Here is a 19,005-nt window from a genome sequence, read left to right as displayed (position 1 = left end):
CTGGGAGCTGGGAGCTGGGAGCTGGGAGCTGGGAGCTGGGAGCTGGGAGCTGGGAGCTGGGAGCTGGGCGGGTGGGTGGGGAGAGAGGAGCGATGGGACCCATGCGACCGATAGGACGGCGTGTTCCCCCGACCACTCCGAGGTCCCATTTGTCTCCTACGTCGCATTGGTCCTATTTTCCCCAGCATCCCACCGCGGGGCTTCGCCCCGGCGCCTGATTGGTGGGTGGCACCAAAATTGACGCAGGGGCTGACAACGATGTCGGTTCGCCGCGGTCCGGGCAAGCAGTTCGAGTACACCAACTCCGGGTACGTCCTGCTCGCCCGAGTCATCGAAGTCATCACCGGCGAATCATTTCATGACGTTCAGAAGCGGCGAATCTTAGACGTCCTGCAGATGAACGACACAACCGACAGCACACACTTCAACGGGTCGGGCAACATGAAAACGTCGAAGGAAACCAGCGACCAGCACGCAACGTCGATTGACGAAGCGCAACGGGTTGTTCGCGGCGATGGCTCCAGACCGACAGGACGGGAGCGTCGAGGTGAATTCCCTTGAACAGACGCATCGTTTGATGGTGTGAAGGCTCCACGCCGTGTTCGTCGACTTGCGGTGACGTTCTTTGACGCATCATTCAATTCAGAACACGGCATGCATCAGCAGTCCGATCGCCGCACATGGCAACGTACCGGGGGCGTTGATCGGCGTTCATGGTTCTGAACCGGCTTTCGGGTTGCCAGCTGTCATCCGTCTGCTAGCTTTTGCACTCGGTCTTGCTGCGGTACAGAGAACAACTACGTCATGTCTTTCCTCACAATCGTTTCGATCGTCCATCTGTTGCTGGTCCTGTTCCTCATGATCCGCCTTCTATGGCGTGACAACCTCTCGCCGCCGGCTCGGTTGGCGTGGTTTCTTGTCATTTTGTCACTGCCCTACGCTGGCGTGATTGTCTATTTCTTGTTTGGTGAAGCATCGTTAGGGCGAACGATCAATCACCGGCACGACGAAGCGTTTGCAAGAATTCGCGAAAACGATTCGAGTGCGTTCGGTAGCGTCGCGCTCATGACACAAATCGAGGTCGAGTATCGCGCACCGTTTGAGTTTGTTGGATCGCTTGCAGGATTTCTGCCTACGACCGGCAATCGTGCCGAGTTAATGCCTGACGCGGCGACCGCACGATCGCGATTGATCGCGGATATCGACGGCGCGACCGACCACGTTCACGTGTTGTACTACATCTGGTTGAACGACCAGACCGGGACCAACGTCGCCAACGCACTGATCCGTGCCGCTGGCCGGGGCGTGAAATGTCGAGCGATGGCCGATGGGCTGGGCTCGCGGGCCATGATCCACTCGCCGCTTTGGAAGCAGATGTCGGACGCCGGAGTCGAAGTGGCCGTCGCGCTGCCGTTCAAACACTTGATCCGCACCATCCTATTCAGTCGGCTGGACTTGCGGAATCACCGAAAAATCACGGTGATCGATGGACGAATCACCTACTGTGGCAGCCAGAACTGCGCGGACCCAGAATTTCGCGTTAAACCAAAGTTCGCGCCGTGGGTCGATATCATGGTTCGATTCGAAGGCCCCGTGGTGGCGCAGAGTCAGTTGCTATTTGCAAGCGATTGGATGTTGCACCATCCGGATGCTTCGAACGATCTGTTCGCCTTCGCTACCGGTCAACATGCCGATGGTTTTGTCGCGCAGGTGTTTGGTGACGGCCCGACGGAGCGCATGGGATCGACGCCGCAATTGTTTTCGACGTTGATGAGCCATGCGAAACGCGAGCTGACGATTTCGACGCCCTACTTCGTTCCTGACCAAACGGTGCTTGACGCGATTTGTGCTGCCGCCCATCGCGGGGTCACGGTCACCATGATCTTTCCACAAAAGAACGACTCGTGGGTCGTGGCAGCGGTCAGTCGCAGTTATTACCGACGTCTGATCCAAGCCGGCGTGAACATCTACGAGTTCAAGGACGGCTTGTTGCACGCGAAAACACTCACCATCGACGGCGCGGTAACGCTGATTGGATCGACCAACATGGACCTTCGCAGTTTCGATCTGAATTATGAAAATGACATCCTTTTGCGAGATGATGAACTGACGCTCGCCGTCCGTGAACGACAAGACAACTACATTTCTCGATCCGATCGAGTTTCAATCGAAGATGTTGACTCGTGGTCATCGTCGCGCCGCATCTGGAACAATGTCGTCGCCACCCTAGGGCCAATCCTGTAGGTGCCCTCGGGGCTTCGGTCGTGATCCATCAAAGGCTGCGTCTTTAGGCCAACCTGTGCCTGAAAGGCGATTGGGTGGGGCGCACCAACGCGAACTCCGCCGGATCGCTGCTCAAGAAGCGATCGGTGCGATGATAACCGCTCGAATCACCGAGACTCTGCGTTGTATTCTCCCAGCTTTTCGGCCCCTGGAAGATGTTCTTCGAGAACGAACTTCGGCCGTTCGTGTGAATTGATGTAAGCGGCAATGTCGAGAGCCTCTTGCTCGGACAAGTCGGGGTCGCCAAGTGGCATGGCGACCTTCAACCATGCGGCCAATTTGTCGTTGCGCGACAAACCAGCCCCATCGTTGAAGGACCGTGGGCCCCAGGTCGGCGGCCCTTCGTCGCTGCCTTGCCCGCTCTCACCATGGCAATCCGCACACCTTTGAGCGTACAGATCGCTGCCCCGCTGAAGATCAGCTTGCTGTGGATCAATCTGCAGCGATGGAACGTGATGGGGGCCGAGCGGTTTGTCGGGATTCATTCGCAAACGACTCCCGCTGGACAACCACGTGATGTAGGCCGTCACCGCAACCGAGACCTTGCTTCCATGGGGAGGTCGAACGCCGTTCATGCTTCGCATGAAGCAATTCAACACCCGATCCTCGAGCGTGATCACGCGATTTTCACGCGGCGACCACGCCGGATAGGCCGAGGCGATGTCCAGGAACGTGGCCGCTTTCGGGTCAGTCCCCGCCTCCAAGTGGCAGGAGCTACAAGTCAGCGCGTTGTTTACATAGGGCTGCGAGAGGGGATGCTCGTTTGTGTTTTCGACGATCTCTTGTCCCAGAGCGACAACCTTTCCCAATTCACCGGGTGGAAGTGCAGTCGAAGGACTCCAACCCGGAACCGTTTCCTCGGCAAAGACGCTGTGGGAGGAAGTTGCGACGAAAACCAGGACGACTCCAGCCAAAATCGAATTGGCAAGATGAATACGACGCATACGATTGCTCCTTTCTTCACTGAACAGTCACGATTTACCACAGAAACAGCCGCTTCGACGTTCGGGCCCGTTCGTTTGCGGCATCCCCATGCTGGGCCGACGATTGCGGGCACACCCAGATTGGCGCCCCCCAAATCTCCTCGTTGCTGGATCTAAAACAGCACGTCTTGATCATCGGTCAACAACATTTGCTTGTCACCCATTTTCCTGTCGCCCGTTCTCCTGCACAGCCCCACCCCATTTTTCTGTCATGCACGGTCCCTGAAAGACGCCACCCACCAACCGAGCCGCGATCGCTCGGCGGGTCCCAATTGACTTGAACCGCCACGCCTTCCAATCTGCACTCCAAGGTGTACATTAGGGACGGGACAGCTTTCCCGCGGAAACGAGTGGCTGATCAATTCGACGGACAGGAATCGACTGGCGAATCGCAACAAGGGCGCGGGCCCCCGCGATGCGAAGCAGCCTTCGGGGCATTGGTTCTGGGTTGCTGCTCCCGTTGCAAAGCCTGGCTCCAGAATCAAGTGTGGAAGAAGCAATCGTGGTGAAAGATGCTTTCCCGGACCGCCGAAGACGCAGTGCGTGCCGTTCTGCGCTCGGCCTGAAGTCACCCCCGTTGCTCAGCCGGTTGCACATTTGGCTGGCTCGAGCCTGTGCAACGTCCCGCCCCGACCTTGCCGGCGCGAGGATCCAACAACGGCGTGACGCGACCTACCTTATTATTCCGCTGAGCCAATCACTTTGACGATGAAGTCGACAGGCGGCCTCCAACGCAATGCACTGGGCAGCATCGACCGCGTCATCGCTGCGCTTGATCCGGCGTGTTTTTCGATCGTGATGGCGACCGGCATCGTCTCGCTCGCCTGGCTGCACGTGGGTGCAAGCGGTGCGATACAGCGGATGTTTGCCGATGCGTTGCTTTGGGGCAACGCGCTGCTCTTTCTGCTGCTTGTTGTCATGACAGCAGTTCGGAGCGTCAGGCATTTCCGCCGGTTGATCGTTGACTTGTCCGATCACAGGCGGGCCTTCGGTTTCTTTTCGACGGTCGCCGCGACAGCGGTTCTGGGGGGACAGTTTTTGCAGATCGCTGAAATGTCGGGCGTCGCTGTCTCACTGTGGGCGTTCTCGTTGTCGCTGTGGTCGGTTTTGACCTATACCATATTTGCCTGCATCACCGTCAAGCAAGACAAACCGAGCTTGAAAGAAGGGCTGCAAGGCGGCTGGCTGCTGGCAGTCGTGGCGACGCAGTCCGTCTCGCTGCTCGGCGCGATGCTGTGCGAAGATCTTTCACCGTATCGCGACGCCATGTTGTTTCTTTCGTTGACGCTTTGGCTGGGCGGCGGCATGCTTTACGCGTGGATCATTTCACTGATCTTCTATCGCTATTGCTTCGAGTCGATCGACGTTGAAACCATGTCGCCCCCGTACTGGATCAACATGGGCGCAATGGCGATCTCCACGTTGGCTGGCGCAACCTTGGTTGCTGATTCAGATGGATCGATGCTGCTGGTTCAACTGGTCCCGTTCATCAAAGGTGTGACGCTTCTGTGTTGGGCGACCGCGACTTGGTGGGTCCCGCTGTTGGTCGTGCTCGGGTTCTGGCGACACGTCATCCAGCGGAAACGGTTTGAATACGACTTAAGCTATTGGAGCATCGTCTTTCCACTGGGGATGTACTCGGTCTGCACGTACGCGTTAAGCGAAACGATGAAGCTGGGTTTTCTCGATCCACCCGCGTCGATGACCGCGTACATCGCAATCGCTGCCTGGGTTGTAACGAGTTTCGGCTTTGTCCGTCACCTCACATGGAAGGCCCCCGGATGAAACAACCCATCACCGGGTACCACACCGACGAAGAGGGACACTGGGTCGCGCAGCTCGCCTGCGGCCACAACCAGCACGTCCGACACGACCCACCCTGGATGAATCGGCCATGGGTCACGACCGAAACAGGCCGCCAGTCAATGCTCGCCTATCAGCTCGAATGCAAAAAATGCGACGAGAACGCCCCACCGGACGAACGCCCCTAAAGCCCTGACGCTCCTAAATCAAAGTCCCCCAGCACTAGGCTTTGTCCCTAAACCCGTAGCGGAAGCCGCCAAGGCTTTCGACTCGCAGCAGTCCACACGGAACAAGCCGAAATTCTTGGCGAATTCCGCTACCACATACGAACCTTGCCGGGTTTAGGGACAAAGCCCAAGTCCCCCATCACAGAGCTTTCCAGCACAAAGGCGTGGGGCAGTGTGCGTCGTGAGCGGTCTGAGCTGCGGATCACGAAACGTCGGTTTTTGCGTCACCAGCGACTCGCAACGAAGGCTTCGAGTTTGCGGATGATTCGGTTGATGCCATGCCACCTTTGGTCTTCAGACAACGCTTTTCCTCCACCTGTCGCGATCGCACAACAACGGCAGCCTAGGGTTCGTTGAACACCCCCACCGATGCGTTTGTCCGTCACGCCGCAACGCGATGCGGCTTAGCAATGGAGGGCGTTGTTCGTTGAATGACTCTGCGGCGCGAGGTTTTGTCGCGTGGCGTTTTGAAATGCACCAAGGGGAATCATGTCACGCCAAAGCCTTGACCGAGTCGATGGGTCACCCAAACAGGGGCTTGCCGCAAAAATGCTTGCGGTGCTCTCCCGACACCGCCCGGAAAATGCAGACAGCGAATTCTTGACGCTTGACCAGCTGGGGCGTCTTGCCGACTCCGACGCCAACTCGGACCTGGTCCAGCAAGCAGCGCGAACCAAATGCTTTGCGACGGCCACAATCGCCGCCCGCGGAAATGACACAGCTGCCCCTGTGGCACGACTTGAAGACTTGGAATTGCTCGCCAAATCCAGTCAGCTGCTGCAGTATGTGATGAGCCTGTTTGACAAGAACAAGACGCGTGCCTACACCGTCGCAAAGCTGAAAAGCAAACTCTCGGCACGGTTCAACAAACGCCTTCAGGTAGCCTTCCAATCCGCGGTGTTGGATCGATTGGCAACCGGGCAGATGTATCCGGGGTTTGGATATGTCGTTGCCGGCGGTGCCCGCCCCCATCTATTTCGACTCGCGGACCTGCATCCCGCCCAGTGGCGGGCGGCGATCGATCAATCTGACAGTCGATCACCTCAACCACCGACATCGCTGTCTCAATCCGCCCCGGCAAACCGGCCTCTCACCAGTTTTTCCCAACAGTTTGACGCCGCGTTTGAACAGCTTGACCGTGAGCAGGGAAGTTACAACTTTGTGAATCTCGCGGCGTTGCGGGCCGCGCTGCCGAGCTATTCGCGTGAAGAATTCGATTCACAGCTGCGCCAGTTACGGCTGTCCAGACGCATCCGTCTTTCGGGTGCTGAAAACCGCAACGACGTCTCCCCCCAGCAGCGTGCCGCCGGTATCCAAGAAGCCGGCTCTCTACTGCTTTATGCCCAAAGGATCGTGAAATGACGACAACGATGTCAATCGGTAGCGGCGTCGACGACTTCGCCCGACATCTCCAATGGTCCAGCCCCTTCGAATCCAATCGTGTTGCTGATGCGGCTCAAGCGATGCCGCCGAATGTTGCACAGATCCATGCTTCGGAGTTCAAAGATCTTGCTCGGCTTGTCGAAAAGGCACGCAACCACGACGGAATGGGAGCGATGCTGTGGGGCGAGCCGGGCGTCGGAAAAAGCCATCTACTAGCTCGATTGTGGCATGACCTGCGCCACAAATCCTGCGTGACATTTCTGCACAATGTCCAAGCAAGTTCGGACCGGTTGCCGCGGTATGTTTTGAAGTGTGTGCTCGGGCAGATCGCTCGATCGCCCACCGGTCGATTGATGGATGGCACGTTGAACGGGTTGATCGCCGCGGGCATCCGGCAAACACTCGGCCAGTTCCAAGGCAGGACGATGGCGGACGCCTACACCGCGTTCCGGCAGCGGTTCATCGAGCCGGCGATCGCCACCGGTCGAACCGACCAAGAAATCATCTACGAATTGTTGTTCGCCTATTTCCAAACGATCTATCGAGCGCAAGGAACCGAGCAGGAGAATCCGCATGGCGCGAAATTCGTAATCCGCTGGCTGGGCGGTGACAGGTTGGACGCCGATGAGTTGGCTGCCATCGGATTGCCGCCGGCGGTGTCAGTGAAAATGCGAGACTACGGATTGTTGCGTCTGCCCGACGACCAGGCGGTGGAGGCGGTCGTGAGTGCCATCGCTGGGCTCGCGGCCGCAGCCAACCAAACCTTCGTCATTATGTTCGATCAGGTCGACAACCTCAATGAAGACCAAGTTTCCGCCTGGGCGCGTTTCGCACATGCGCTGATTGATCACATCCCCAACCTGCTCGTGATCACCTCCGGTGTCCGAGGCCGGTTGTTAGAGATGCAGCAATCATCACTCGTCAATGCCGCGAGTTGGGATCGAATTGCGCAACACCGAATTGAAATCGGACGGATCACTCCCGAGCAGTCTGGCGAGCTGCTGGAAACCCGGCTGGCATCGTTTTTGGGTCCCTTCGCCGATCAACCAGAAATCCGACGTCATCTTGCAAACGACAGTCTCTTTCCGCTGGGGCACGATTGGCTGCATCGTCAACTGGGAACTGCGCTGGAGATTCGTCCACGCGATCTGATCAATTGGGCACAGGACCGGTTTCAACGCATCAACACCGAAATCGATCATTGCGGCGTCCAACGCTGGCTGGAATCGTGGCCGGGCGACTCGCCCCAGGCCACGATGACACCGCTGGATTTCTGCGGTGTCACCCGCGGTGAACTGATCGATGCGGCTATCGAAGAAAAACTGGCTGAGCAATGCCGTGATCGTCAGTTGAACCCCGAATCACTGCCTGCGGATGCCGACAACCTGCTCGGGCTTGTTCAGCAGTTGCTGGGCCGTTGCCTCGGTAAAGAGCAAGACTACAGTTTGCGCGGCATCGCGACGGTGGATCGAAACCACAAGGGCCCCGCTCCCGCCTATGATTTGATGGTCGATGAAACAACGCCCGAGGGAATCTCGACTCGGACCGGAATCAAGTTCATCTCGACCGGCAGCAAAACCTCTAGCGCAGCGATGTTGAGACGATTGACATCGCAGGAGAATCCGCTGCACCATACGTTGATCGTGACCGAACAACGATGTCCACTGCAGTTGGGGCAGAAAGGTCGTGAATATTTGTCGCAACTCGAATCGCGTGGCGCAAACGCTTTCGCGTGTCGAGAATTGACATTTGAAACTCACTGCCAACTCGATGCCCTGCAAGCCGTGATCGGACTTGCCAACGCAGGGGACTTGGAAATCCAACACCCCGATGGCACGTGTGAGGCCCTCCGGGTCGACGATGTCATCGCGGCCTACCACCGCAGTGACCGTTTTCGCAGCATCGGCTTGCTGCGGGAACTGTTGACCGAAGACTCGCTGCCGGAGACCGTGGCCTCATCACCGACGGTCGACCACGCCGCCGACCAAGACGAGTTAAAATCGTTTGTGCTGGAGGAATTGTCACAGACGAACGCTTCCACCACGTACGAATTGGCGGCCAAGTATGTCAGCCAGTCTGGATTGGATCACGGTCAGACCGCCGCGGTTTGCCGATCGTTGGACCAAGCCGTGCTCGATTTGCATCAGTCCCGCAAGGTGGTCGCGACAGCCCAGGGCAACCACACCCTGGTCACCGTCCCGCCAACCGCTCCGGCAGGTTCACCGACGGCAGATTCACCGGCGGCAGACATCACGACGTCAGACGCGCCGGTCGATGACCACCATCCGCTGTCCCCGATTCACTTTACGGTGACCCAGGTTCGCCAGGCCGCGGCCTGTCCGAGGCTGCTGCATTTGGACGGGCTGTACACCCGCCAGCGAAAGCTGAAGAAGCCGCGTGTCACGCGAATTTGGCAGGAATCCGGGGGCCACCAGGTCGGGGCGCTCGGCACGCTGTTTCACCAAGCGGTCGAGAAATTCAACGACAGCGGCACACGATCACGTCGATTGAAAGAGTTGCTGCTGAATCCGCCGGCCGCAGACAAAGTGGGGGATGTCGTGCGTGACTTGATCCTACTGCATGTCAACCAGAAACAATTAACATTGGCGTCGCCACAGCAGCGAGACAACTTTCACAGTGCACTGTCTTGCTACACCGCCGAATTCGCAGAGATCTTGTTGGCTGGACTTCAGTCGCACGGGTCGGTGGATCGCCTGATCGACCAGCTGTTCGGGGATCGACGCAAATCAGTCGACGTGACATTCGAGGTCGGTCCGAATCAACAGCACGTTCATATCACCGGCCGGCTCGATTACCTGTACTACGACTGGCGCCGCGGCGGGCACCGGATCATTGACTACAAATTGACGCCTGGGTTAAGTGTGGATGCGGATCTGTATCAGATTTGTATTTACGCGTTGATGCACCATCAGCAACACGGCACGCGGCCGGATGTCGCGTTGCACTATCTGTACCCCCAGCGGATGATCCGCGAAATGTCGTGGCAAGAGGTGTATGATCGACGGCACGAAGTCTATGACTTACTCGCCTCGATGACGCAGTGGCAAGATTATAGCGATCAGCCACCGCGGGGCCTGCATCCGCCGGGCAACGCCGCCTATTGTTCCACGTGTCGCTATCGCAAACAATGCAATGATCGCCTGGGCGCCGTCGGCATTGGCGAGCGAACGAATCGATGGAGTGAGTCTGCCAACAAGGGATGTCCCGCCGAGCCCACGGTTCATCGAATCGCAACGCAGGATGCGGCCGACTCGATCGAGCAGATCGAACGCCGACTCGACGAGGTGGCTGAACTGGTCACGCTGTCACCCGAAACGGAGCCCCCCGAAACAGAACCGTCACCGAACTCGGGGACGCTGTCGACCTCACCAGCACCGCGAGATGCTTCCGGCGACTCCGGGCAATTGTGCTTGGGAAAATCAGACACCGGCGACACGGTCGCACTGCCGCTGGAGATCTTGCCATCGCACGTCGCGTTGGTCGGTGCGGCCGGCAGCGGAAAAACGTGGATGGCGAAAGTCGTCGCGGAGGAGGCGATTCAACAGGGAGTGCCGATCATCGCGATTGACCCACAGGGTGACCTGGTTCAATTTTTGCAACAATCGGACCAACCGATGGGCGAGTTCCAAGCGTCATCGGATCGTTATTGGCAGCAGGTGGAGCCACGAATCTTCACCCCGGGTTCTTCGCATGCGACGCGGATGAGTATCGATCCGATCCGGTTGCCGACGTCAGCCGGTCTGAGTAACTTCACCGTCGCGTCGCGACGCGATGAAGAGTTTCAAGGCATGCTCTCCTCAGCCGTCTCCAATTTGGTCAATCTGGCCGGCATCAGGCGAGACATCGACATGCAGCAGACCTTCATGATGCAGGCCGTCCGCGCCTTGATCGATAAACGCGGCGACCAGGGGCCGGCATTGCAACTTCGAGATCTGGCCGCGGCGGTGATTGCCCCCGACGGCATCGGACTGGAGGATGCGGATCTCTATCTGCCGAAATCCCAACGCGTCAAACTCGGCCGAAAACTGATGGCGATGCTCGATGGGCCACAGGCGAAACTGTTCTCAGGGGGGACTCCGTTAGACATCGATGCGCTATGTCGTCCGAGCCTGCCCGGAAAGGTACCGCTGAATATCATCTATCTGAACGCGCTGACCAGTGACGATGAAAAACAATTCTTTGTCGCTTCGCTCGCCGAAGAATTGTACCGCTGGATGGTCAGCTCGCTCGAAAGCTGCGGCCGAGCCAAGTTGTTGATGTATCTGGACGAAGCCCGAGACTACATTCCCAAAGGGACGGTTAAGCCGCTCGCCAAAGAGCCGCTGATCCGAATGTTTTCGCAGGGACGAAAGTACGGCGTGTCCTGTCTGATGTGTACCCAGAGCCCGCGTTCGGTTGACTACAACATCTTTAGCAACTGCAGCACCAAGCTGATCGGGCGATTGGAAAGTGCCCAAGACGTTGACACGGTGTCCAAGTGGTTCAGCACCGATGGGCAACCGGAGTGGCTGGCAAATCGAAAAACCGCCCGTCGGGGAACGTTCATCGCCCGCTGGCCAGACATGCCGGCGTCAATGGCCGGTGTCGAATTTCGAGGACGGCCACTGTATTCGTTGCACGAAGGAGCGTGGTCGCCTGATCGCGTCGAAAAGGAAACGGCGAAATCAAAACCGTGAGAAGCCCGGCATTTTGCGGGCGAAAAGGACTAGAGAAGACGACACCGAGCGCCAGTTGAAACGAGCGGCTGACGACACGGTTGTTCAAATAGCGGGGTGTGTAGTCGCCCCCGACCGTGATCATTCTGGCAAAGGCCGTCGTCAAAACATTCTCAGGCGGATTGCCCGGAGAACATCAGCGTTCCCATGGCGGAGGAATCGCGACGAGAGGATCGCCGCCCGTTTCGATTGCGTCGGTCACGTCCTCGTCCGTCACGCTCAGCTCGCGTGCGATCGTTTTCGCGTTGAGCCTCGCCGGGAGCAGAACTCTCACGCAGCCTCATCGCGGCTTGGCGAGTGAACGGTGCCTCCAATCCCTTTCGACCTTCGTAGTGATTGAGAACCTTTTCATACATCGGGCGCAATCGCCCACGGCTCTGGTTCGAGATCGATTTGTAGTGATAACGTCCTTCAAAGCTGCGGTAGGGTTCATAGGGGACGTCGAAACCCAGGTTGTATTTGGCCGTGTACTCGAATCCTTTCAACAGCCGATTGTCCAGTGCGCCGTACAGGTCGACGCCCTGGTTCCATGCGATCTCCGCGGTGCAGGCCAGATAGTCCAGTCCCATTTGCGTGTGTGCTTGGTCGCGACCGCTTTCCTGACACTGGCCCGACGGTTTGAAGTAGTTGCCGATCGCACCGTTACCCTTGCCGTTGATGTAGTAATCGACTCCGCGGTCAAACATGGATCGATCATCCAGGTAGACTCCCATCGCCAACATCGTTTGCAGCATCGAGGCGTCCCAGTTGCCGTTGGCCGAAGGGTAGAAGTCCTTGATGACCGGGTAGAAGACCTCGCGCAGCATCTTCTCAAACGTGTTTTGTTCCGACTTTGGCCAGCCGCCCCAGGTGTGTTTGAGCAATTCCGCGGCGTTGCAGTACTCATAGCCTTCCATGCCCACCAGCAATCTCGCGTCGTGATTCGAGATACTCTTCAGCGTGCTTGTCCAGGCATTCAAGATCTCGGCCGCTTTCTCGGCGTGTGCTTTTTTTTCCGTCAGTGCCCAGAGGACGGCGTGATGGTACGCTGCACTCGCATCGGCACTAAAATCTGACGAGCCGATATTGGGATTGTTAGACGGCCCGCGCTCGACGTGGGCCCGAGGCCGTGGTTGCCAGTCCAGGTCTGCATAACGAGACGACTGGACACGCTCAAACGCTGTCGTCCACGGCTGCTCACCGCCCGCGATCTTGGCTCGCACGAATTCAAGACTGGGCTGCGTATGGCTGATTCCTGGATGATTGAACTCCGCTCGCGCCGCGGTGAATCCCAGGCAGGTGGAGTAGGCGATGAAAGTGAAACAGGCGACCAAGGCGGGTAGACGATTCATTGAGGCGGGGCTGGGGAGCGGTTGTGGCGGGGGGACAGATTTTCACTGGAACGACAACTCTCGACGTTCGGCCGAGCGGCTCGTCGCCTTGGTGACTTGTCTCCGCGTGTCGTTTTGTTGTGGACTGTCGTCACAGTCTAATCCAGGAGCGGGGGGCCGATAATGCCGTGCTCGACCAAATCGTGGCGCCATGGCGGATCTCGCCGCCCCGCAGTCATTAGACGGTTGTCAATGAACAACCATTGCTCTTGTTACCTTTCAGGTTTCCAAACTCATGAACTTCCGCTCTTCGCTTTGTGCCGCTCTGCTTTGCACCGTCACGGGATCAACCGCCATGGTCACCAATGTCACCGCTGACGATCCGTCTACACTCGCTGCCCAACTTCAGGAAACCGCAGTCAACGCCTCCAAACGCTATTCAGCCGAAGTCCTGCAAACCTTCCAAACCGGGATCGAAAATGTTCGCGCCACCGGCATCGAACAATTGGCCAAACAGGTCGGTGACAAGGCTGCCGATGCGACCCTGAAAGGATGGGGCGAACAGCCGGTCACGCTCAGTGAAGTGTGGGCAAAGAACCCTGTCATATTGATGTGGTATCGCGGGGGATGGTGCCCCTACTGCAACCTGCAACTACGAGCGATGCAAAAACAATTAAGCGCCATCGAGGGGGCGGGGGCAAAACTGGTGGTGCTGACGCCGGAGCTTCCGGAAAATGCCAAACAGACCGCCGAGTCCAATGATCTGGATATGCTGGTCTTGCATGATGCCAACAATCAATTGGCCAAAAAGTTCGGCATCGTGTTCCAGTTGCCCGATGCCATCCTGCCGGTCTACCGAGACAAGCTGGAACTTGCCAAACGCAATGGCAACGACGCGATGGAACTCCCCTTGGCTGCCACCTACGTCATCAACACCGACGGCAAGATCACCTACGCATTCCTCGACGCGGACTACAAGAAACGAGCCGAGCCCGCCGAAGTGGTCGCCGCAGTGAAGCAGCTGCGATAGGAAGCATTACCTGTCCGGAGAGAATGACAGAAAAATGAGGGGCAAAAAAATGGGACCGGGCGGTGGGGAGAACAGCATCACCAGAATGGTGCCACCCATAAATCGCGTCCCCATCCGCGAGTTTGCTAGCATCCACGGTGCCTATCGCTGCCCTGACGACTTGGTGGGTGGCACCAATTCGGATCCGATTCTCATGAATGCAACAAAGGGGACGGGGGTCGAATGGCCGTCATGATGGGGTGAACCTTCCTTGCCGCTGGGGCAGATGAATGGCCATCAGTGTAGACCCGTTGTCCTCAATTGGTCTCCGGTGACCGCGCTGCGGGCAGAGGGTGCCGGGGTCAGCTGGGCAGTTGAGGGGAATACGATTGAATAAAGATGGGGAAGGGAGCTCTCTTGTTCGACTCACGACCACGGAGATCCACCTCCATCTCACTGATCACCACATTGTCGAATTGCCTGAATGTGGCTGCTCACAAACCGAGCTACCATCTACGACGTTGCTTCCATTCACATTGCCCCTCGCTGACCAGAGATTGTTGAGTGGCTCCAAATCGGAAATCAGTTGCCTTGTGGTGTTTTGCTCATGACATCCAATTCGATCGCTCGATAGACATCCGACGGAATCAGTGTGTGCAGTGGCACTTCGTGGATCGTCCCGGAAGTGTGTTTCAGGCGAATCGTTTTCTGATCTTTGATTTCGATGAATTCTGCCGTCAGTCGTGTCCCGCTCGATTTGTCGGTCCACACCGACGTCTTTACCGATGGTCGACTGAACGAACCAGTCCTTGAAGACACAACGGGCCCTGGGGGCGGTTGCGGAAGGTGCTCATTGATCGTCTCCGAGCATGCCCTCGTCCCGAGTGCGCCCCACAAACCATACGGACTCCGCATTCCGGGCGTCGTGTAGTCAGCGCTGATGCCCACGCCGGCCTTGGATGAGTCTCCCGCATCAATCGTCTCGGTGATGTAGGCGACCGCTCCGTCGGCCATCAAAACGTGAACGGCGCCACCATGCAAACTGGACGCGGACACAATCGGTTCATCCATCCCGTGTTCCGAGGTGCATGAGGGCGAATTCGGCGGAAGGACGGTTTGGAACCCGGTGTAAATCGGCCGACCGTCGGCCCAGCCGCTGCCGCGTCCAAAATCCCAGAACTGCTTGCCGTCCGCCTCTGCCGCACGCAGGCAACGTGCCGGATCTTTGCTCAGACCACTCACATCGCGGATGATCTCGCTCACCCCGGGATTCCGCTTTTGACTCGACACGACTTCGGAATAGAAAATTGTGTTCGACAAACCGTCAAGAAAGTCACGGAACTTCATTGACTGGCTGGTCATAAACGCACCGCGGTTTGCGGCTCGCCGGTTCCTCGTGTCGTAGGTCGTGGGCCGATCCTGAATCACCTTGCCTTGCATGAACGTTCCATCCCCGAAACAGGCGACATAGCTGGACGTCACACCCAGCGCGCTGATCGGAAGCTTCAGCGAACGGATCACTCTGGTTGATTCGACATGAGCTTTGGGGTGTGCTTCGGGACATCGAAAAACCTCGGGGCTGCGCCCCCAGGGTGCGTATTCCGCGGGATCGAACAATGGAATCGGTCCCATCGGTGGAAAGACGACTCCAGCCGGATTGTTTTCGTAAGGATTGGAGATTTGCTCCCAAAGCTGCTGCTGCTCACAAAACGGAAGGACGCCGACCAGTGGTCCTAACAAGCCCTGGTTGCTTTTGGCCGGGTCGTCGTTTCCTGTCGTCCCACCGGTACCGGCGGGCAGTTGTTTGAAAGCGGCATGGTAGTTGTGAAACGCGAGCCCGATCGCTTTGAGGTTGCTGGAACAGGCAGACGAACGAGCTTGCACGCGCTGCTTGAGAACCGTTCGCGGAACGAGCGACGCAGACACGGCCACGCAGACGATGACGGCCAGAACATCGGCAAGGCGGGTGGAACCGTTTTTCATGGAGTTTCCGAAGTTAGCAGACGACACGACAAACCAATGTTAAAGATGACCGACACTTTTCGAATCCAAATGCCTAGCGTGGCGGTGGCAACCAATACCAGCGATCGTTGGAGAAATGCATGACCAAATTGCCTCTCAGATTTCGATCGTTGTCGTCAAAATTCGCCAGCATGCGATTGTCGATGACCTCGATGTTGACCTGACCACTCTGGGCAATCCCGATCGCGTCATCAAATCCTTGAATCAACACGCCTCGTTTCCGAAAGACGAATTCACTGACGAAACGCACTTCTTGAACACTCATTTGCGACGCGTCGACAAATCGTGTGAGGAACGCGCCGAACTCTTTTTTTTCCAGCAGGGCGACAGCGTCACGCATCTGGTCCAACAGTTGATCGCGGGCCTGCACCTTCTCCGCGACCAAGGACTGCACAATCCAATAGGCATCCTCGCCGCTCAGGTCAGAAAGCGTCACGTACTTTTCGTCTCCCTTCTCATTGACCAGAACGACGTTGCCTTCTTTTGTGCAGGAAACGAGCCAACCGTTCATTTTGCTCCTGCCTCCGGCGGCAGTCCATGTTCGGATGGGTTTCTTTCGAATTGCTTCGAGCTGTTCTGCCGGAATCTGGCGACGAGGTTCGGTGATGCCGCTGCCGCGTTTCCTGGTGTCAATCGTCACCACTTCTTTGTTCGCCCGCGTTCCCAACGCGCCCCACAGGCCGTAAGGACTCTTGGATCCCGGCGGAGTCAACGACCTGCCCGGCTGGTTTTCGCTGAGACCGACGCTCGGGTTGCTCGGGTCGCCCGCGTCGATTGTGTGGGTCACGAATCGCACCGCGCCATCGCAAAACAGCACATGGGTGCCGCGTCCGTGGTAGCTGGAAGCCGACATCACCGCGGTCTGGTCACCCTGGTCGGAAGTCGCCGACGGAGAACCCGGCGGCAAGATGGTTTGAAACCCAGTTGAACGCAACAGTCCGTCACACCACCGTACTTCACGCCCGACCGGCCAGAACTGTTTGCCCCCCTGAGCCTTGATGACCAATGAAGGATCCAGCGGCAATCCGGGAACATTCTTTGCCACACGCGGCCCTGCGACTCTTGACTCGGCAAGCATCAATGTGTTGGAAAGCCCATCAAGCACATCTCGAAACTTGTATTCCTTTTGTTTTCCGAAAATCCCGCGTTGCGTTGCTCTGGCAAGCATTGCCGAACGAGTGTCACCGGGGTTCGGCCAATCGCCGCGGCCGAAAAACACTTTTTCGACTCCGTCGCCATAATTCATCACATAGCTGGAAGCGAGTGCAAAGGTCTTTGCGTGAGGATCGTCCGGACAGACCAATCGCTTCGGACGCAAAGACCACGGCGTGTAGAGCTGTTCGTCGAACCAAGGAACGGGGCCCATCGCAGGAAACTCGTTGGAACCATTCCGTTGAGGATTCGAGATCATTTCCCATAGTTTCTGCTCCTCCATGAATGGAGTCGCCGCGACGAATGCACTCAGCCGGCCGGCGTTGCCGCGTTTCGGTTGATCGATACCTCCGGCATCGGTTCCACCGGAACCGAAGGGCAATTGCTTGTAGGCGGAGTGATAATTGTGAAACGCGACACCGATTTGGATGAGATTGTTTTCACAGCTGCTCTGCCGCGACGTACCACGCTGGCGGACGACTCCGATCGACAACAGCGACAGCGTCATCACACAAATCACGAACACGGCGCTTGCGTCGATGAAATTCCAACTTCGATTCACGGATCGTCCCCCTAGGCTATGCGACTGCCCCCATTTGGGCACCAGTGTACACACTGCAACGACTCTCATGGGGCGGCATCCAGACCGGCATCGTCAAAGCACGCATCCCGCAATCTTGGGAAAGGATGGCAGAATGATGGAGGCAGGATGCGATCTGAATGGGCATTCTGCCCCGAATCATGCTGCCTTCCTTCGCTCCCCGCGGTCTCCATCAGATCAGATCTGCCTGTATCGCGCTTCGAATGGGTGTCAGGCACGAACCTAGCCGCGCCCAGGCCCCCAACGGTAAAATCTGGTCTTGGAACTGACAGAGATTGGTCGCGGATTGGGAAATCGTTATGCGTCACGGGGCCAACATTGACCCGCCGAACCGGTTCGAGTCGGTGCATCGGGAACCGGACTTGGAACACCTGGAATGGGACGAAGAACATCTGCGTTCGCTGACCAATCGGAAAATCGAGTACATCGACGACGCTTCTCAGAGCATTGTTTCGCAGAACTCCTCTCCCGACATTCCGTTTCGGTACAGCCTGAACCCTTATCGTGGGTGCGTCCATTCGTGTTCTTATTGCTATGCGCGTCCGGGGCACGAATACTTGGGTTTCAACGCCGGGCTGGACTTCGAAACCAAGATCGTCGTCAAGCGTGACGCGCCTCGATTGTTCCGTGAGTTTCTGTCCAAGAGGAACTGGAAACCCGAGCCGATCACTTTTTCGGGAGTCACGGATTGTTACCAGCCGGCTGAGCGAGAGTTTCGTCTGACTCGGAAGTGTCTTGAGGTTGCCTTGGAATGCCGCCAGCCGATCAGCATCATTACCAAGAATGCGTTGGTCGTGCGTGATCTTGAAATCCTCCAGCAACTCGCCGCTGACGGCCTTGTCCATGTCTATCTATCCATCACCAGTCTCGACCCGGAACTTTCTCGTGACATGGAGCCTCGGACCAGCATCCCCTCTGCCCGATTACGAGCCGTCCGAATGCTCTCCGAAGCGGGGGTTCCAGTCGGCGTGATGACGGCTCCGATCATTCCCGGTCTGAACGATTCCGAGATTCCCCAACTTCTTGAGGCGGCCAAAACGTCGGGAGCGATCACGGCCGGTTACACGCTGCTTCGGCTCCCGCTTACGGTGGAACCGGTCTTCATCGAGTGGCTCCGGCGGGTCCGCCCCAACCACGCAGAAAAAGTGCTGGGCCGACTCCAGCAGGTTCGGGGTGGCAAACTAAACAGTTCGGCTTGGGGAGAGCGGATGGTCGGCCAAGGGATGGTCGCCGAACAGATCCGAAACCTGTTCCGCGTTTTCCGTCACAAGCACGGCTTGGACCGCCAAATGCCACCTTACAACGGTGAACTGTTTCGGCCTCCCGCCGCCAAATCCGGGCAGCTGCGGCTCTTCTAAATCTTCTTGTCACCCATTTTCCTGTCGTTGGACTCTCCACCGTCCCGTCCCACCGTGCGGTCCCATTTTTCTGCCCGCTATTTTTCTGTCATCTCATAGCCGATGGCACCAATTGGCTGCCCATGCCTGCTTGCTGAC

General features: G+C 57.5%; 12 protein-coding genes. 8 read left to right on the top strand and 4 right to left on the bottom strand.

Annotated elements, in window-relative coordinates:
* Positions 1 to 120 precede the first annotated feature (120 nt).
* Positions 121 to 561 (top strand): serine hydrolase, encoded by a 441-nt coding sequence (locus tag H1B37_RS29815; RefSeq protein WP_220498439.1) that lies wholly within the window; start codon positions 121 to 123, stop codon positions 559 to 561.
* A gap of 243 nt (positions 562 to 804) precedes the next feature.
* Entirely contained in the window at positions 805 to 2,244 is a 1,440-nt protein-coding gene (cls, locus tag H1B37_RS29810; RefSeq protein ID WP_182870937.1) for a cardiolipin synthase, read from the top strand.
* Between the two features lie 146 nt (positions 2,245 to 2,390).
* Here the strand turns inward: cls and H1B37_RS29805 are convergent, their stop codons facing one another.
* Positions 2,391 to 3,227 carry a c-type cytochrome gene (locus H1B37_RS29805; RefSeq protein WP_182870936.1) on the bottom strand — a complete coding sequence of 279 codons (837 nt, stop codon included), beginning with the start codon at positions 3,225 to 3,227 and terminating at the stop codon, positions 2,391 to 2,393.
* Between the two features lie 747 nt (positions 3,228 to 3,974).
* Here H1B37_RS29805 and H1B37_RS29800 point away from each other — a divergent pair.
* The 4 genes from H1B37_RS29800 to H1B37_RS29785 all read left to right on the top strand — a co-directional run bounded on the left by H1B37_RS29800 (position 3,975) and on the right by H1B37_RS29785 (position 11,376).
* Positions 3,975 to 5,051 (top strand): tellurite resistance/C4-dicarboxylate transporter family protein, encoded by a 1,077-nt coding sequence (locus H1B37_RS29800; protein ID WP_220498438.1) that lies wholly within the window; start codon positions 3,975 to 3,977, stop codon positions 5,049 to 5,051.
* Complete coding sequence (locus H1B37_RS29795) at positions 5,048 to 5,257, top strand: DUF3565 domain-containing protein (protein WP_182870935.1); 210 nt, start codon at positions 5,048 to 5,050, stop codon at positions 5,255 to 5,257. Before H1B37_RS29800 ends, H1B37_RS29795 begins: the two co-directional genes overlap by 4 nt.
* Before the next feature lie 528 nt (positions 5,258 to 5,785).
* Entirely contained in the window at positions 5,786 to 6,658 is an 873-nt protein-coding gene (locus H1B37_RS29790; RefSeq protein WP_182870934.1) for a hypothetical protein, read from the top strand.
* On the top strand, positions 6,655 to 11,376 hold the full coding sequence (locus H1B37_RS29785; protein ID WP_182870933.1) for a PD-(D/E)XK nuclease family protein: 4,722 nt from the start codon (positions 6,655 to 6,657) through the stop codon (positions 11,374 to 11,376). The genes H1B37_RS29790 and H1B37_RS29785 overlap by 4 nt, the downstream gene beginning before the upstream one ends.
* A gap of 152 nt (positions 11,377 to 11,528) precedes the next feature.
* Here H1B37_RS29785 and H1B37_RS29780 read toward each other — a convergent pair whose 3' ends face one another.
* A complete protein-coding gene (locus H1B37_RS29780; RefSeq protein ID WP_182870932.1) occupies positions 11,529 to 12,746 on the bottom strand; it encodes an alginate lyase family protein in 1,218 nt (405 codons plus the stop codon).
* A 334-nt stretch (positions 12,747 to 13,080) separates the two neighbouring features.
* Between H1B37_RS29780 and H1B37_RS29775 the strand changes: the two genes are divergently transcribed.
* Entirely contained in the window at positions 13,081 to 13,755 is a 675-nt protein-coding gene (locus H1B37_RS29775; RefSeq protein WP_182870931.1) for a peroxiredoxin-like family protein, read from the top strand.
* Between the two features lie 561 nt (positions 13,756 to 14,316).
* Here H1B37_RS29775 and H1B37_RS29770 read toward each other — a convergent pair.
* On the bottom strand, positions 14,317 to 15,717 hold the full coding sequence (locus tag H1B37_RS29770) for a DUF1559 family PulG-like putative transporter (RefSeq protein WP_182870930.1): 1,401 nt from the start codon (positions 15,715 to 15,717) through the stop codon (positions 14,317 to 14,319).
* A gap of 73 nt (positions 15,718 to 15,790) precedes the next feature.
* Positions 15,791 to 17,470, bottom strand: coding sequence for a DUF1559 domain-containing protein (locus H1B37_RS29765; protein WP_182870929.1), 1,680 nt, complete (start codon positions 17,468 to 17,470; stop codon positions 15,791 to 15,793).
* Between the two features lie 338 nt (positions 17,471 to 17,808).
* On the opposite strand from H1B37_RS29765, the gene H1B37_RS29760 reads away from it, so the two are divergent.
* Positions 17,809 to 18,867 carry a PA0069 family radical SAM protein gene (locus H1B37_RS29760; protein WP_182870928.1) on the top strand — a complete coding sequence of 353 codons (1,059 nt, stop codon included), beginning with the start codon at positions 17,809 to 17,811 and terminating at the stop codon, positions 18,865 to 18,867.
* Positions 18,868 to 19,005 lie beyond the last annotated feature (138 nt).

This window comes from Stieleria mannarensis, assembly GCF_014154935.1.
GTDB lineage: Bacteria > Planctomycetota > Planctomycetia > Pirellulales > Pirellulaceae > Stieleria > Stieleria mannarensis.
This window is presented reverse-complemented; position numbering and strand designations above follow the sequence as displayed.

Coding starts and splice junctions, on each gene's coding strand:
- H1B37_RS29770 (WP_182870930.1), bottom strand. CDS start 15,717: ATGAAAAACGGTTCCACCCGCCTTGCCGATGTTCTGGCCGTCATCGTC.
- H1B37_RS29780 (WP_182870932.1), bottom strand. CDS start 12,746: ATGAATCGTCTACCCGCCTTGGTCGCCTGTTTCACTTTCATCGCCTAC.
- cls (WP_182870937.1), top strand. CDS start 805: ATGTCTTTCCTCACAATCGTTTCGATCGTCCATCTGTTGCTGGTCCTG.
- H1B37_RS29790 (WP_182870934.1), top strand. CDS start 5,786: ATGTCACGCCAAAGCCTTGACCGAGTCGATGGGTCACCCAAACAGGGG.
- H1B37_RS29800 (WP_220498438.1), top strand. CDS start 3,975: ATGAAGTCGACAGGCGGCCTCCAACGCAATGCACTGGGCAGCATCGAC.
- H1B37_RS29775 (WP_182870931.1), top strand. CDS start 13,081: ATGGTCACCAATGTCACCGCTGACGATCCGTCTACACTCGCTGCCCAA.
- H1B37_RS29760 (WP_182870928.1), top strand. CDS start 17,809: ATGCGTCACGGGGCCAACATTGACCCGCCGAACCGGTTCGAGTCGGTG.
- H1B37_RS29795 (WP_182870935.1), top strand. CDS start 5,048: ATGAAACAACCCATCACCGGGTACCACACCGACGAAGAGGGACACTGG.
- H1B37_RS29785 (WP_182870933.1), top strand. CDS start 6,655: ATGACGACAACGATGTCAATCGGTAGCGGCGTCGACGACTTCGCCCGA.
- H1B37_RS29805 (WP_182870936.1), bottom strand. CDS start 3,227: ATGCGTCGTATTCATCTTGCCAATTCGATTTTGGCTGGAGTCGTCCTG.